The sequence below is a fragment of the Dactylosporangium sp. CA-139066 genome, assembly GCF_050936175.1.
Lineage (GTDB): Bacteria > Actinomycetota > Actinomycetes > Mycobacteriales > Micromonosporaceae > Dactylosporangium.
The window spans coordinates 7,094,783-7,110,674 of record NZ_JBNJNH010000001.1 but is presented as its reverse complement, the minus strand read 5'-3'; the positions used below and the strand labels follow the sequence as shown (position 1 = coordinate 7,110,674).

Here is a 15,892-nt window from a genome sequence, read left to right as displayed (position 1 = left end):
AGCTTAAGTTTTTGCGCGTTCCGCAACCTTGCGTGCCGCGCACTTTTGGTCGTACGCTGAGTGGCATGGAACCGGGCCTGCGCGAGCGCAAGAAACAGGCGACCCGCCACGCGCTCGCCCTGGCCGCCCTGCGCCTGACCGTGGAGCGCGGCCTGGACGGCGTGCTGGTCGAGGACATCGCCGCCGAGGTGGGCGTGTCCCCGCGGACCTTCAACAACTACTTCTCGAGCAAGGCGGAGGCGATCTGCGCCCTGGCGCTGGACCGGGCCCAACGCGCCGGTGCCGCGCTGCGGGCCCGGCCTGCCGGCGAGCCGTTGCGGGCCGCGATCGAGGCGACGGTGCTGGCGGAGTTCTCCGGCGGCGCCGTCCCTGAACACGTCCCGGACCGGGTGTGGTTCGCCGGGCTGCGGCTCGTGCTGGCCACGCCCGCGATCCAGGGCGAGTATCTGCGGGTGCGGGCGGCGATGCAGGAGGCGCTGTCGGCGGCGATCCGCGATCGGCTGGCGCTGCCGCCGGAGTCGTTGCTGCCGGACGTGATCGGGGGAGCGGTGGCGACGGCGTGCGACGTGGCGTCGAACCACTGGCTGCACGCGGACCCGCCGGTGCCGCTGCGTTCGCTGCTTGAGGAGGCGCTGCGCCACTTGGCCGACTACTGAGCCGGCCCGGTTGCTGTTTTTCCGGATTTATCCGGCGCTGGCGCGCCAGATAAATCCGACATTTCGGTTATGCGGCGTTGGGGCGTTTCTCGCGGCCGTGCGCCAGTACTACGCCCGGCGCCGCGACGTCAGAGGGCGACGTCTGGCACCTCGGCGTGGCGGTGTCTGGGCCCGCTGCGGGCGTCGCGGCGTCGGGGGGGGTCTGGCGCTGCGAGGTGGGGGGCGCCAAGGCAACGCATGGCGGGGCCCCACGCGGCGTCGGGGGCGAGTCTGGCGCCTCGGCGTGGTGGTGCCGGGGTGGCCCCGTCTGGCTCTGCGGCGTGGTGGCGTCGAGGCACGTGCGTCGCGGCGTCAGAGGGCAACGTCTGGCGCGGCGTCGCGCCAGGACAACGCCGGCACTGCGGCGCCGCGACAACGCCGAGGCGCCGGACAAGGCTGGCGCTGCGGTGTCGCAGGGCCAGGGCGACACCCGGCGCCGCGGGCGTTGCGCGATGTGCGGGACCCGAAATAAGCGAAATGTCGGATAAATCTGGCGCGCCAGCGCCGGATTTATCCGCCCAAAACCCCCACCGTCGCGGTGGGCCGAGCGAGGAGAGCGCGACATGACACTGCACGTCGAAGTGCGCGGCGAAGGGCCCGCGCTGCTGCTCATCCCCGGCGGCGCCGGGGACGCCGCCACCTTCACGCGGCTGGCGGACGAGATGGCCGGGGAGCGGACCGTGGTGACGTGGGACCGCCGGGGGTTCAGCCGCAGCCCCATCGCCGAGGAGGAGCTGCCGCGGCGGTACGAGCTCGACGTCGAGGACGCCGCCGGGCTGATCGACCGGTACGGGGGCGGGCGCGCCGACATCCTGGGCAGCAGCTCCGGCGGGATCGTCGCGCTCGGGCTCGTCGAGCGGCACCCGGGCAAGGGCGGCGTCGTCATCGCGCACGAGCCGCCGCTCACCGCGATGGTCGAGGACGGAGGCGAGATCCGGCACGGGTTCGACGGGGTCGTCGAGCTGCAGGAGCGGGCGGGGACCGAGGCGGCCATGCGGCGGTTCGGGGAGGTCGCCGGGCTCGGGTACCGGGAGCTGCCGCCACTGGAACAGCTGCCGCCCGCGATGCGGGAGCTGCTGGGGCGGCTGGCCGGCAACGGGAGGTTCTTCGTCGAGCAGGAGCTGCGGCGGTACACCGCCGTCGCCCCCGACCTCGATGCCGTGCGCGGGCGGGTGGTCATCGCGGCGGGCGAGCGCTCGGGCGCGCAGTTCCCGGCCCGGGCCGCGCGCGGGCTCGCCGCGCGGCTCGGTGCGACGGTCGTCGAGTTTCCCGGGGACCACGACGGCTACGTGGAGTTCCCGGTCGAGTTCGCGAAGAGGCTCCGCGAGGTGCTCAGCCGAGCGACGTGAGGCGCTCGCCCAGGTCGGTGCGGCGGTAGTCGAGGCGCCGGCCGTTGCGCGCGGCGACGATCAGGCCCGCGTCGCGCAGGGCCGTCAGGTGGTGCGAGGCGGTGGCCGGGGCCAGGCCCAGGCGCTCGGCCACGTCGCCGGTGCTCGACGGCGTGGCCAGCAGCGTCAGGACCGCGGCGCGGGTCCCGCCCAGCAGCGCGGCCAGCGGCGCCGGCGGGGGCGGGGCGGCGGCGAAGACGGCGTGGACGGAGCGGGGCGGGTACCACAGCGCGCGCCGGTCGCCCGACTCCAGGATCCAGGCGTGGCGGCCGCTGAAGGCCGTCGGCAGGATCGCCAGCGGGTGGCCGTCGAGGTGCCACGGCGGGTACTCGGCGTCCTTCAGGTAGTCCAGGCGCAGCGCGTCCGGGTCCCAGCGCAGGCGCGGGTGCAGGTCGTCGAGGAGGGCGCGCGGGCCGGGGAACGCCGCCGCGGACGTGCGGTGGGCGATCTCGGCGTCGGCGAGCGCGCGCAGGCGGGGCCAGAGCTCGGCGAGGGCGCCGGTGAAGTACCGCCGGATCTGCTCGATGAGCGTGGGCATCAGCGCCGCCGGGTCCTCGCACGGGACGCCGGCGGCGTGCAGCTCGGCGGCGACGTGGTCGGGCGGGGTGGCGGCGATCGCGTCGAGCTCGTCCGGGAGGGTGGGGCGGGCGGTTCGCGGTACCGGAGACAGGAAATCGGGGATCGCGCCCGTCGGCGGGGCGAAGACGCGCCAGAAGACGTCCAGGCCGGACACCCGCGCGGCGACGCGGGCGCGCCAGCGGGCGTGCTCCCACGAGCCGGAGCGCAGCGCCATCGCGCTCGTCACGACCTCGGCCATCGGTGAGTGGGCGAAGCGCACGCGGAGCAGGTCGTCGGGGGTCAGCTCCAGGCGCTTCACGCTGCCATTCGACCACGGTCGAACGGCTCCGGCCCAGTCCCGCGGGCGCCTACCGTGCGGCTCATGCAGTACACGAAACTGGGCCGCACGGGGCTCGCGGTCAGCCGGCTGTGCCTCGGCACGATGAACTTCGGGTGGCAGCTCGGCGAGGCCGACTCGCACGCCGTCCTCGACCGTGCCCTCGCCGACGGGATCAACTTCGTCGACACCGCCGACATGTACGGCGCGCGCGACTACGAGGGGACCAGCGAGACGTACATCGGCACGTGGTTCGCCAAGACCGGGCGGCGCGACGAGGTGGTGCTGGCCACGAAGGTGTACCAGCCGATGGGGGACGGGCCGAACGACCGCGGCCTGTCGGCTCGGCGCATCGTGGCCGCCTGCGAGGCCTCGCTGCGCCGCCTCGGCACGGACCGGATCGATCTCTACCAGATGCACCACATCGACCGCGGTACGCCCTGGGACGAGATCTGGCAGGCCATGGACCTCCTGGTGGCGCAGGGCAAGGTGGTGTACGTCGGGAGCTCCAACTTCGCCGGCTGGCACCTGGTGGCCGCGCAGGCCGCGGCGGATCGGCGGCGTTCGCTCGGGCTGGTGTCGGAGCAGCTGAAGTACAGCCTCCTGAGCCGGGAGGTGGAGCTCGAGGTCGTGCCGGCCGCGCAGGCGCTCGGGATCGGGCTGCTGCCGTGGTCGCCGCTCGCGCAGGGGCTGCTCTCCGGGGCGCTGCGCAAGCACCGCGACGGCGCCGCCGGGCGCACGACGACCCACGCCGCCGCCCGGGTGCGGGAGCATCGGGAGGTCCTCGCCGCGTACGAGAGGCTGTGCGACGACCTCGGCCGGCACCCGGCCGCCGTCGCCCTGGCGTGGCTGCTGTCGCGGCCGGGCGTGACGGCGCCGATCGTCGGGCCGCGCGCGCCGGAGCAGCTCGACCTCGCCGTCGAGGCCCTCACCACGACGCTCGGCGATGACGCTGAGGCCCGGCTGAACGAACTGTTCCCGCCGGTCGGGCGGGGCGGGCCGGGGCCGGAGGCGTGGGCCTGGTGACGTTGTCCACCGACCGCCGGGCGGGGCCGCCGATCGCCCGACAGCGCTGAAGAAATCCTGTCGGGTGATCGGCGCGAAGTCGTCACGACCTCGTGACTTTCGGTGTATGGCACCCCATCGTGGTGTTTCGGATGCACACAGTGAGCCTGTGTTCGTGCTCCACGGATGGGGAGATGTGGATGAGGAAACCGAGAGCCCGGCGGTGGGGCCGGGGCGCCGCGGGAGCCGTCGCGGCGGCATTGTCGATCGGCGTGGTGGCGGGCGCTCCGGCCTTCGCCGCCGGTAGCGAGGGGATCGCCGCGGGCCTGCACGCCGCACCGCGCGCCGGCGGCGGCTTCCTGGCCGACGAGTGGCCGGCCACCGCCGGCACCACGGTCAAGAGCGTCCGCTCGATCGTCAAGGCCGACTCCGGCTCGGCGGCGTCGCTGACCGGCCAGGGCGTCGGCATCGCGCTGATCGACACCGGCATCTCGCCGGTCACGGGCCTGCCCGCGGGGCAGGTCGTCAACGGCCCGGACCTGTCGTTCGAGTCGCAGTCCGGCCAGCTGCGCTACCTCGACACGTTCGGCCACGGCACGCACATGGCCGGCATCATGGTCGGCAACGACACCGCCGGCGGCACCGTCGGGCTCGCCCCGAAGGCCAAGGTCACGTCGGTCAAGGTCGGCACCGCCACCGGCGCCGTCGACGTGTCGCAGATGATCGCGGCCATCGACTGGGTCGTGGCCAACCGCAACTACGACCCGTCGAACCCGATCCGGGTGCTCAACCTGTCGTACGGCACCGCGGGCATGTCGGGCCAGAACGTCGACCCGCTGATGTACGCCGTCGAGCAGGCCTGGCAGGCCGGCATCGTCGTCGTCATCGCCGCCGGCAACGACGGCACCTCGACCACCGCGCTGACCAACCCGGCGATGGACCCGTTCGTCGTCGCGGTCGGCGCGTCCACGACCAACCAGACCGTGTCGACCGCCGACGACGACCTCGCGACCTTCACCAACGGCTCGACCGCCAGCCGCAAGGTGGACATCCTGGCCCCCGGCATGTCGATCGTCTCCCTGCGCGACGTCGGCTCGTACATCGACCAGACGTACCCCAGCGCCCGCGTCGGCGACACCGGCTTCAAGGGCTCCGGCACGTCCCAGGCGGCCGCGGTCGTCTCCTCCGCGGCGGCGCTGCTGCTGCAGCAGCGGCCGGGCCTCACCGCCGACCAGGTGAAGACGCTGCTGGTCAACGGCGGCACGACCCTGACCACGGGCGTCGCCGGCAGCAGCAAGATGAAGGAGCTCAACGTCGCCGCGTCGGCCGCGCTGGGCACCCCGTCGACCACGCAGGCCTTCGCCAAGGGCGTCGGCACCGGCTCGATCGAGACGGCCCGCGGCGGCAACCACCTCGTCGCCGACAACGTGTCGCTGACCGGCGAGAACACGCCGTTCGGCCCGTTCAACAACGCCGCGTGGGCGTCGCTGGCGGCGCAGAAGACGTCCTGGAACGGGGGCGTCTGGATGGGGTACCGCATGGCCGGCGACACCTGGACGGGCGCCGGCGGCGACGGCGGTACGGGCCAGGTCTCGGGCCTCGCCGGCAAGTGCGTCGACGTGATGAACCGCCTGAACAACAACGGCACGCCGATCCAGCTGTACGACTGCAACAACACGCCGGCGCAGTACTGGCAGCTGCAGTCCGACGGCACGGTCCGCGCCCTGGGCAAGTGCATGGACGTGACCTCGGCCGGCAACACCAACGGCACGAAGATCCAGCTCTTCGACTGCAACGGCACCCCGGCGCAGCAGTGGAAGGTCACCTCGCTGCGGCAGCTGATCAACGTCGGCTCGGGCCGGTGCCTCGACGTGACGGGCTGGAACTCGACCAACGGCACGCAGCTGCAGCTCTGGGACTGCCTGGACCAGGACAACCAGCGCTGGGTCCCCCCGTACACGTCCCGGACCTGGTCCGCCGCGACGTGGCAGGGCAAGCCGTGGACGGGCATCGGCACGTGGGCCGACCCGCAGTGGTCCGAGAACTACTGGACCGGCCACTACTGGTCGGGCCACTACTGGTCCGGCCACTACTGGTCGGCGGACGGCTGGTCGACGGCCGGCTGGTACTGAGCTGCCGGCTCGCTTCGCTCGCGCCGGGGGAGCTTCGCTCCACCCGGACCCCTGAGCTGCCGGCTCGCTTCGCTCGCGCCGGGGGAGCTTCGCTCCACCCGGACCCCCTCAACACCTGCGGCGGGGTGCTCCGGCGGTGCATGAGTGCCCTGCTCGCACGGGGTGTGCCGGCCCTCGGCGGGTTGGATGCGAGCGGAGCCCGTCCGTAACGAAGGTCGCGTATGAGGCCGTCGCCCACTTGGGCGGCGGCCTCTGCGCGTTCCCACTGGAGCGCGGCCGGCAAGGTCGCCCGCGATCCCGACAAGTCGGGCACTCCGTGCCACGACTTGTCGGATTTATCGCTCGGCAGGCGAAAAATCATGACAATCCGGTGGCGGTGGCGGTGGCGGTGGCGGTGGCGGTGGCGGTGGCGGTGGCGGTGGCGGTGGCGGTGGCGGGTGGCGGGTGGCGCGGCGGGCGAGGCGGCGCCGTTGCTCACGTCCGCGGGGCGGGCAGGCGCTGCGCTCGGACGGAGGCCGCGGGAGGCGCTGCGCTCGCGCGAGGCGGCGGGAGGCGCTGCGCTCGCGCGAGGCGGCGGGAGGCGCTGCGCTCGCGCGAGGCGGCGGGAGGCGCTGCGCTCGCGCGAGGCGGCGGGAGGCGCTGCGCTCGCGCGAGGCGGCGGGAGGCGCTGCGCTCGGGGAGACGGCCTTGTGCGCCACCGGCGCGGGGCGGCGCCGCGGTCGGCGGCGCCTTAGCCAAGCGCCCGCCCGGCGGCCGTCGGCCTTCGCCGCCGACCGGCCGGTGGCGGGGCTAGCCGGCGTGCTCGGCCAGGACCGCGTCGGACAGTGCCGGCCACACCTCGGCCGCCCACTCGCCGAAGTCGCGGTCCGTCAGGCAGGCCAGCGCCAGGCCCGCGTCCGGGTCCACCCACAGGAACGTGCCCGTCTTGCCGAAGTGGCCGAAGGTCCGCGGGCTGTTGTGCGCCCCCGTCCAGTGCGGCGACTTGCCGTCGCGCAGCTCGAAGCCGAGGCCCCAGTCGTTCGGGTCCTGGCGGCCGAAGCCGGGCAGGACGCCCGAGACGCCGGGGTACTGCACCGCGGTCGCCTCCGGCATGAGGTCCGGAACCAGGGACGGGTCCAGCAGCTCCTGGCCCAGCAGCGCCAGGTCGGAGACCGGGCCGACCGCGCCGGCGGCGGGGGAGCCCTCGAGGCGGGTGCCGCCCATGCCCAGCGGGCGCAGCACCGACTCGGTCATGAGCTCCGCGAACGTACCGCCCGTGCGGGTCAGGACGAAGTCGGCCAGGAGCTCGAAGCCGCGGTTGGAGTAGATGCGCTTGCGGCCGGGGGCGGACAGGATCGAGGGCTCGTCGAAGGCGACGCCGGAGGTGTGCGCGAGCAGATGGCGGACCGTCGCGCCGTCGGGGCCGGCGGGCTCGTCCAGCAGTACGTCACCCTTGTCCACCGCCACGAGGACCGTCAGGGCCGTGAGCAGCTTCGTGACCGACGCCCACGGCAGGGCGGTGTCCGGGCCGTGGCGGTCGCGGACACCCTCGGCATCCACGACCGCCACGGAAGCGGTCTCTACGGGCCAGCTGTTCACCAGGTCAAGTGCGCTCACCCGTTGAAAGCTACGGCAACGCGTTGAGGAACGGTTCCTGGGCGTTCATGAACTCCCAGTTGTAGTACCGGTCCCAGTTGATCGACCAGGTCATGAGGCCGCGGAACGCCGGTGACGTACCGCCGCGGAGGGTGTATGAACCGCACCCGGTGCCCTTGACGAGGCAGGTCACCGCGCTCTGCACGACGGCCGGGGCCACGTAGCCGTTGCCGGCGCTCACCGCGGCCGGCACGCCGATGCCGATCTGGTCGGGGCGCAGGCCCGGGAAGGTCTGGCCGGTGTTGGCGACCGGGAACCCGGCCTTGAGCATGTCGGTCATGGCGATGTGGAAGTCCGCGCCGCCCATGGTGTGGTACTGGCCGTCGAGGCCCCAGATCGGGCCGGAGTTGTAGTCCTGCACGTGCAGGATCGTGAGGAAGTCGCGCACGGCGTAGATGACCGGCAGGAAGGAGCCGGCGCGGTTGTCGCCGTTGCTCGTGCCGCCGTAGAACTGGTAGCCGAGCTGGACGAAGAACGTCTCGGGGGCCATGGTGAGCACGAACTTGGTGCCGTACTTGGCCTTGAGGGTCTTCAGCGCCGAGATGAGGTTCACGATCACCGGCGTCGTCGGGTTGCGGAAGTCGCTGTCGCCGGCGTTGAGGTACAGCGAGTGCCCCTCGAAGTCGACGTCGAGCCCGTCCAGGCCCCACCGGTCGATGATGGCGCTGACCGAGGAGACGAACGTGTCGCGGGCGGCGGCCGTGGTCAGCTGGACCTCGCCGTTCTGCCCGCCGATGGAGAGCAGGACCTTCTTGCCCTGGGCCTGCTTGGCCTTGATGGCGGCGAGGAAGTCGGCGTCGCTCTCGACGTTCGGGCACTCCGAGACCGAGCAGCGGTTGAACCGGATGTCGCCGGAGGTGACGCTGGTCGGCTCGCCGAACGCGAGGTCGATGACGTCCCAGGCGGCCGGGATGTCGGCCATGCGGATGTAGCCGGAGCCGTTGGCGAAGCTGGCGTGCATGTACCCGATGAGGGCGTGCTTCGGCAGCCCGGTCACCGGCGGCTGGCTGGTGCTGGGCGAGGTCGACGGCGACGACGAGGGGGACTTCGAAGGGGACTTCGAGGGGGAGGGCGAGGTGTTCGGCGTGGTCGGCGACGTGGGCGGGGTCGTGGTCGGCGGCGTGCCGGGGCCGTCGAGCGAGATGTCGTCGGCGTTGTAGGCGCCGGTGCCGTACCACCCGTGCAGGAACACCTGGACCGACGTCTGCCCGGCGCCGGTGGTGAACGGCACCGTCAGCTTGGTGTAGGCGGAGGCGGCGGGCGTCCAGGTGGAGGCGCCGCCGGTGACCCCGATATAGACGTAGTTGCCCTTGACCCAGCCCGAGAGGGTGTACGCCGTGTTCGGCTGGACGGTGACGGTCTGCGTGCACTGGGCGTTGTCGGAGGCGGTGGCGTTGCCGTTGAGGGCATAGCTGCCCGAGTGCACGGGCGAGGTGACCGCGCCCGAGCCCGAACCGGTGCACGACCAGCCGGACAGGTTCCCGCTCTCGAAGCCGGGGTTGGACAACAGATTGGCCGCGTACGCGTTGGTGGCCACGAACAGGCCCGTGACCAGCAATGCGACGGCGCCGACAACGATCGCGACGCGCTTCATGGGCGACTCCCATCGACGGTGGTCGCCATTATTAGGTTTGTTAACTGTTGTTGTCCAGAGCTCTTAACCCTGCGGTAATGATCACGATCGTCCGCCGTGCCCGACACCGCCCTGCAGGATCGCCTGCGGGCGGTGCCGGAACAGCTGACGCCTAGACGCGCGCGGGCTCGGCCGGCGCCGGGTCGGTCGCCAGGTGCTGGCGCAGCTTCTCGCCCTCGATGTCGACGTTGGGCAGGATGCGGTTGAGCCAGCGCGGCAGCCACCAGGCGGCCCGGCCGAGCAGCGACACCACCGCCGGCACGATCGTCATGCGCACGATGAACGCGTCGATCGCCACGCCGATGGCCAGCGCGAAGCCCATCGACTTGATGACCGGGTCGTCGACGAGCACGAAGCCGCCGAACACCGACGCCATGATGATCGCCGCCGCCGTCACGACCCGGGCGCCGTGGCCCATGCCGCTGATCGTGGCCTGCCGCGGGCTCTCGCCGTGCACGAAGTCCTCGCGCATCCGCGACACGAGGAACACCTCGTAGTCCATGGCCAGGCCGAACAGGATGCCGATGAGCAGGATCGGCAGGAAGCTCACCAGCGGCCCGGGCCGGTCCAGCCCGACCAGCGAGCCGAGGTGGCCGTCCTGGAACACCAGTACCGTGATGCCGAACGTGGCGCCGACGGTGAGCAGGAACCCGGCCGCGGCCTTGAGCGGCACCAGGATCGAGCGGAACACCAGCATCAGCAGCAGCACCGACAACCCGACGACCAGCAGCAGGTAGATCGGCATCGCGTTGGACAGCTTCTCGGACACGTCGATGCCGACGGCCGTCTGCCCGGTGACCGCGAAGTCGGCCCCGCCGATCGTCTTGAGCTTGTCCCGGACCGCGTGGACCAGGTCCTCGGTCGCCGCGTCGGTCGGCCCGGTCTTCGGGATCAGCGCGACCAGCGCCGTCTTGCCGTCGCGGCTGAAGTTCGGCTGGGTCGCGGCGAGCAGGTTCTCGGTGCCGGTGAGCTTCTGGATCGCCTCGCCGGACTTCGCCTTGGTCGTGTCCGGCGAGTCGCTGGACACCACGAGCGCGAGCCGGCCGTTGAAGCCGGGCCCGAAGCCCTGGTCGATGAGGTCGGCGGCCTTGCGGGCCGGGGTGTCGGCCGGGCCGGCGCTCGCCCCGGGCAGCGCGATGCGCATGTGCGCGGCCGGGATCGCCAGCGCCGCGAGGCCGAGCACGCCGACCAGGATCACGGGAACCCGCAGCCGGATCATCCAGCGGGCCCAGCGGAAGCCGAAGTTCTCGCTGTGGTGCGCGGCGCCGTCGGTGACGGCCTTGCGCTGGGCGCGGGAGAGGATCCGGTTGCCGGCGAAGGCCAGCAGCGCCGGCTGCAGCGTGATCGCGACCAGCACGGCGACGGCCACGGTGCCGGCCGCGGCCAGGCCCATCACGGTCAGGAACGGGATGTTGACGACCGACAGGCCGGCCAGCGCGATGACGACCGTGAGACCGGCGAACACGACCGCGGATCCCGCGGTACCGACGGCGCGGCCCGCCGCCTCGTCCGGCGCAAGCCCCTCGACGAGGTTCTGCCGGTGCCGCGAGGAGATGAACAGCGAGTAGTCGATGCCGACGGCGAGCCCGAGCATGAGCGCCAGCACCGGCGCCGTGCTGGTGAGCTGGACGACGCCGGACAGCGCGTACAGCCCCGCCATGCCCGCCCCGACACCGAGCAGCGCGTTGAGCATCGTCATGCCGGCCGCGACCAGCGACCCGAACGTCACGAGCAGTACCACCAGGGCGATGGCGACGCCGATGCCCTCCTTGCCGCCGACCTCCGGTTCGTGGTTCATGACCTCGCCGCCGTGCTCGACGCGCAGCCCCGCCTGCTCCGCCGCCTTGCCCGTCGCCTCGTACGCGGCCCGCTGGTCCTTCGTGACCTTGTCGGCCCGGTCGACGAACTGCACCGTGATGAGCGCGTACTGCCCGTTCGGCGAGAGCGCCCGCGTGCTGTACGGATCGAGGGCCCCGACGACGCCGGGCAGCTTGTTGGCCTCGCCGACCAGCCCCATCACCGCGTTCTTGTTGTTCCCGTCGGCGAGGTTGGCGCCGTCCGGTGCCTTGATCACGATCGTGCCGGTGGCGCCGCTGGCCTCGGGAAACTCATGCTTGAGCGCGTCGATCGCGCGCTGCGACTCGGTGCCGGGCATCGTGAAGTCGCTGGAGGTCGGCCCCTTGAACGCGGCCGCCGCGCCGCCGAGCGCGCCGAGCACCACGATCCACAGGACGAGCACCAGCCAGCGGTGCCGGAACGAGCCCCGGCCGAGCCGGTAGAGCACAGTAGCCATGACGTTCGCGTCCTAACGGTTGTCAGGGGTGAGGGGAGCGAGGGCGCGCGTCGCCGCCTCGATGAGCGCGGCGCGCAGTTCCTCGTCGGAGTAGTCGTGCGTCTCGAGGTCGATACCGAACGCGATCGCCGGGATGCCGGCGAGCACGAGCTTGGCCGCGATGACCGCGGCGGGCGAGCCGGACCCCGCGGCGAGGACCTCGCACACTTTCTGGGCCATAAGGTGTACGCGTTGAAAGGCCGGCTGCTGCAGCAACCCGGGAAGGTCGCCGAAAATGACCTGGATCTCCTTGCGGTAGCGCATCGACAGGTCGACGAACCCTTCGATCGCCGCCTCGCGTGCCTCGCCGCCCTCCAGGTGCCCGAGCCGCTCGTGCAGCTGCTCAAGCTCGGCGATGGCCGGCGCGCAGAGCTGGGTGAGGATCGCTTCCTTGCTGTCGAAGTGGTACAGCAGCGCCGCCTTCGAGCACCCGACGTCCACGGCGATGTCGTGCAGCGAGGTCCCCTTGTACCCGGCCTGCGCAAACAGCCGGGCCGCCGACGCCAGGATCTCGTCGCGGGTACTGCTCCGCACCACCCCGCACCTCCTCTGCGCCGCTGCCGCCCGTACCTGTCCGATCGGTCAGGTTTTCCTGCGACAGCATGCCTGGCCGATCGGTCAGGATCTGACCGATCGGCCAGTTTGAGAGCCACGTCACAGCCGCGGCCCTGTTCCGTTGACATCGGCCCGCGCCCGTCGCTTCCGAGAGATCCACAACCGGCGGATGTATTCCGCCTCCATCGCTGCGATCATCAACGCCGTCGGACGGCCGCAGCGACACACGCAACGACGGAGTGGACCATGGATGGAACCGTTGGTGCAGAAGACTTCTACCGTTTGTTCGAGCAGGCGTACGAGGACGAGCTGGCCGCGATCGGCCGCTTCAACCTCGTGGTCGTGGGCGACACCGGAGCGGGCAAGAGCACGCTCGTGAACGCGGTGTTCGGCGTGGACGACGCCGCGACCGGCGTCGGCCGGCCGATCACCCCCGAGATCATGGGTTACGAGGGTCCGCCGCCGTCCCGGTTACGGATCTTCGACACTCCGGGTTTCGAGGTCGGCCACTCCACCGACCAGCTCATCGCCGGCCTGACGGCTCTGATCCAGGACCGCCGCCAGCAGCCGCCGTCCGAGCATATTCACGCCGTGTGGTTCGTCATCAACCAGAACAGCCACCGCATCCAGCTCGGCCACGAGAAGATCATCCGCGCGCTGGCCGCGCTGCACCTTCCGCCGCTCATGGTCCTGACCCACGTGGAACTGCGGCAGGGCCGCCCCCAGCGCTCCGCGATCGAGCTGGCGCGCGAGATCAACGCCCTGGCCCTGCCGCTGGGCGCCCGGGGCAATGTGTTCCTGGTCAACTCCGTGGTGGAGGAGGAGGGGGCGAGCCCCCAGCACGGCCTGACCGAGCTGGTGAACGCCACGGTCGGTCAGATTCCCCACGCCGCCCGCCTCGCCTTCAAGGTCGCCCAGATCGTCGACTTACGGCTGAAGCGCGAGCTCGCGCTGCGACATCTGAAGCGGGCCCGCCCGTTCGCCTTCGCGGCCGGCGCCGTGCCGGTACCGCTGGCGGACGTTGCGGCGCTCATGACGGTACACGCGAACCTCCTGGCCCGAATCGGCGCCGCCTACGGCCTCAAGCTGGCCCCGGCCCAACTGGCGAAGCTGGCCGCGCTCACGGCGGTTATCGGCGGATCGGCGGCCCTGGCGTCGCGCCGCGTCGCCGCGACCGCGGCCACGTGGGTCGCGACGACGGGCGCGGAGCGAACGGCCGAGCTGGCGGCCCGCGAGGTAGCCAAGATCATGGCCGAGGAGGCCGGTCGCGAGGCGGCCAAGATCGCGGCCCGGAAGGTCGCGGCACGCAAGGTCGCCGAGCTCGTGGTCGACGAGGCCGCCCAGCGGATAGCCGCGAAGACGGTGGACGGCGTGCTCAACGTCGCCGCCCGTAAGGCCGTCGAGGAGGCGGGCAAGGAGACGGCGAAGATCGCCGCCCGCAAGGCCGTGGCGGTAGCGGCCGAGCACACCGGCAAGGAGGCGGCCAAGGTAGCCGCCCGCCAGGCGGCGAAGCGGAGTATCTGGAAGATCGTCGGCAAGGCGGCCCCGGGGGTGAACGCGGCGATTGCGGTCTTCAACGGCACGCTGTGCGTGGGCATCACGATCGCGGTCGGCCATGCGTGGATGAAGGCGTGCGAGGAGATGATCAAACGCCCGGACCTCTTCGCCAACGTCGCGGAGGTCGACGTCATCGCCCTGTACAACTCGTTCTTCAAACGCCGTAAGTCTCAGCCTCCGACGGACGACGACCTGGACGCAATGCTCGACGCCGACGCCGAGGAGTTCTTCGCGGGCGCCGCGGATGAGCCCGCTCCGGACGCCGGCGTCGAGGCCGAGCGCCCAGCCGGCGCCGGCGAGGCGGCCTAGCAGTCGGCGGCCTCCACGCCGCAGACGCCGCCAGCGCCGTGGAGGCCAATCCCGCGGTCAGGTACGAGGCGGGGGCCCCTCTGCGGCCGCTTGTGGTCGCGTGTGCGGGCTCTCCGCGGTCGCCGCCCGCGGTCGCGTATGAGGTCCCTCTGTGGCCGGTCCCTGTCCCTGGGCCCCGCCCACAGTCGCGCGTGTGGCCCCTCTGCTGCGGTTGAGGCCGCGCGCAACGGTCGTGTCCGCGCCCGCGATCTGGCAGACCTTCGCAATGCCACGCGCCTGAGGGCCGTCCGGGGGTCGGTGTCAAGCCGCCGTCAACTGGGCGCGGACCGCAGCGATCACCGCCTCCGCATCCTCGATCGTCGAGCGCGGGTTGACCACGCACGCTCGCAGCGCGAACGCCCCGTTGACGACGGTCCCGGACAGGAACGCCCTCCCGCTGTGCTGCAGCGCGGTCAGCACCCGCCGGTTGAGAACGTCGAGGTCCTCCTCCTGCCGCGAGCGCGGACGGCCGCGGAAACACACGACGCTCAGCCCGCGAGCGAGCAGTTCCAGGTCGGGCGCAGCGTCGACTGCGGCGGCGAGTGCGTCGGCGACCGCGAGGTCGTGCTCGATCAGCGACCGGTAGCCAGCCACTCCCAGGTGCTTGAGCAGCATCCACACCTTCAGTGCGCGGAACGGCCGGGTTTGCTCGAAGCCGTACTCGCTGAACCACGCCGGGCCGCCGACGCCGTCCTGGTCGTCGTCGGTGCGCAAGTACGGCGGCACCAGGCTGAACGCCTCCCGGGCGCCCGTCGCATCGCGGAAGAGCACCAAACCGGCGTCCACGGGTGCGTACAGCCACTTGTGAGGGTCGAGGGTGATGCTGTCGGCCCGCGCCAGCGCCTTGCGGACGGCCGCGAGGTCGTCGAGGAGCAGCACGGCCGGTCCGCCATATGCGGCATCGACGTGCAGCCACACTCCACGCTCGGCGCACACGTCGGCGATCGCCTCGAGATCGTCCACGGCGCCGGTGTTGACCGTGCCGGCGCTGCCGAGCACCGCGACCGGCACGCACCCGGCCCGCACGTCGGCGTCGATCGCGTCGCGCAGCAGGTCGACCCGCATCCGGTGCTGCGTGTCGGCCGGGATGATCCGCGTGTTTGCAGAGCCGATGCCCAGCAGCTCGGCGGCCTTGAGGGCGGACCCGTGCCCCTCGCCGCCCTGGTAGAGCACGAACCGCGGTCCGCCCTGCACCCCGTCGCGGCGGACGTCGATCCCGGATCGGTGCGCTGCCCGGTGTCGCGCGGCGGCGAACCCGGTGAGCGTCGCCGCCGACCCGCCCGACACGAGCAGCCCGCCCGAACCGGCCGGCAGCCCGGCCAGTTCGGCGAACCATCGGACCACCTGCCGCTCCACGTGCACGGCTGCGTGGTTGCCCCCGGCGACACTGGGATTCATGGCGGCCGCCAGCAGTTCGGCGAAGACCCCCAGCGGATGCGGCGGCGGATTGACCCACCCGTAGAACCGCGGATGCCCGTTGCCGAACGGCCACGGCTCCACACGGGCCGCGAAGTCGTCCAGCACGCCGTCGACCGGCGCTCCCGTCAGGGGCGGCGCCCCCCGCTCGAACCCGCGCACGATGTCGCCCGGAACCGGCGCGAACACGTCCCGCTCCGGCATTCCGGCAATGTGTCGGACGGCGAGCTCGACAACCTGATGCCCGACGGCCCGCAGACGCTCCGCCGACCACTCGAAGTCCGGCGAAGGGCCGCGCCGT

General features: G+C 72.2%; 11 protein-coding genes. 5 read left to right on the top strand and 6 right to left on the bottom strand.

Features of this window, described 5'->3' with window-relative positions; translation table 11 throughout:
* Positions 1-65: 65 nt before the first annotated feature.
* A complete protein-coding gene (locus ACQEVU_RS32690; protein ID WP_433330369.1) occupies positions 66-656 on the top strand; it encodes a TetR/AcrR family transcriptional regulator in 591 nt (196 codons plus the stop codon).
* Between the two features lie 602 nt (positions 657-1,258).
* Positions 1,259-2,044, top strand: a complete 786-nt coding sequence (locus ACQEVU_RS32685; protein WP_433330367.1) for an alpha/beta fold hydrolase — start codon at positions 1,259-1,261, stop codon at positions 2,042-2,044.
* Here the strand turns inward: ACQEVU_RS32685 and ACQEVU_RS32680 are convergent.
* Entirely contained in the window at positions 2,028-2,960 is a 933-nt protein-coding gene (locus tag ACQEVU_RS32680) for an ArsR/SmtB family transcription factor (protein WP_433330365.1), read from the bottom strand. The two genes, ACQEVU_RS32685 and ACQEVU_RS32680, sit on opposite strands and share 17 nt — an antisense overlap.
* 63 nt (positions 2,961-3,023) lie before the next feature.
* Here ACQEVU_RS32680 and ACQEVU_RS32675 point away from each other — a divergent pair, with 63 nt between their 5' ends.
* Together ACQEVU_RS32675 and ACQEVU_RS32670 are read left to right on the top strand one after the other, a co-directional pair.
* Positions 3,024-4,004, top strand: a complete 981-nt coding sequence (locus ACQEVU_RS32675; RefSeq protein ID WP_433330363.1) for an aldo/keto reductase — start codon at positions 3,024-3,026, stop codon at positions 4,002-4,004.
* A gap of 179 nt (positions 4,005-4,183) precedes the next feature.
* Positions 4,184-6,115 (top strand): S8 family serine peptidase, encoded by a 1,932-nt coding sequence (locus tag ACQEVU_RS32670; RefSeq protein ID WP_433330361.1) that lies wholly within the window; start codon positions 4,184-4,186, stop codon positions 6,113-6,115.
* A 789-nt stretch (positions 6,116-6,904) separates the two neighbouring features.
* On the opposite strand, the gene ACQEVU_RS32665 is transcribed toward ACQEVU_RS32670, so the two are convergent.
* From ACQEVU_RS32665 to ACQEVU_RS32650, 4 genes are all read right to left on the bottom strand, one after another.
* Positions 6,905-7,711 carry a serine hydrolase domain-containing protein gene (locus ACQEVU_RS32665; RefSeq protein WP_433330359.1) on the bottom strand — a complete coding sequence of 269 codons (807 nt, stop codon included), beginning with the start codon at positions 7,709-7,711 and terminating at the stop codon, positions 6,905-6,907.
* A gap of 10 nt (positions 7,712-7,721) precedes the next feature.
* The gene (locus ACQEVU_RS32660) at positions 7,722-9,344 is read right to left on the bottom strand and encodes a chitinase (RefSeq protein ID WP_433330357.1); all 1,623 of its coding nucleotides are present in this window, start codon (positions 9,342-9,344) and stop codon (positions 7,722-7,724) included.
* Positions 9,345-9,495: 151 nt separating this feature from the next.
* Positions 9,496-11,676: an MMPL family transporter gene (locus ACQEVU_RS32655; RefSeq protein ID WP_433330355.1), complete on the bottom strand. Its 2,181-nt coding sequence runs from the start codon at positions 11,674-11,676 to the stop codon at positions 9,496-9,498.
* 12 nt (positions 11,677-11,688) lie between these two features.
* Positions 11,689-12,252, bottom strand: coding sequence for a TetR/AcrR family transcriptional regulator (locus tag ACQEVU_RS32650; protein WP_433330353.1), 564 nt, complete (start codon positions 12,250-12,252; stop codon positions 11,689-11,691).
* A gap of 264 nt (positions 12,253-12,516) precedes the next feature.
* Between ACQEVU_RS32650 and ACQEVU_RS32645 the strand changes: the two genes are divergently transcribed.
* Entirely contained in the window at positions 12,517-14,136 is a 1,620-nt protein-coding gene (locus tag ACQEVU_RS32645; protein WP_433330351.1) for a GTPase family protein, read from the top strand.
* A 300-nt stretch (positions 14,137-14,436) separates the two neighbouring features.
* Here ACQEVU_RS32645 and ACQEVU_RS32640 read toward each other — a convergent pair whose 3' ends face one another.
* Positions 14,437-15,795: a pyridoxal phosphate-dependent decarboxylase family protein gene (locus ACQEVU_RS32640; protein ID WP_433330349.1), complete on the bottom strand. Its 1,359-nt coding sequence runs from the start codon at positions 15,793-15,795 to the stop codon at positions 14,437-14,439.
* Positions 15,796-15,892 lie beyond the last annotated feature (97 nt).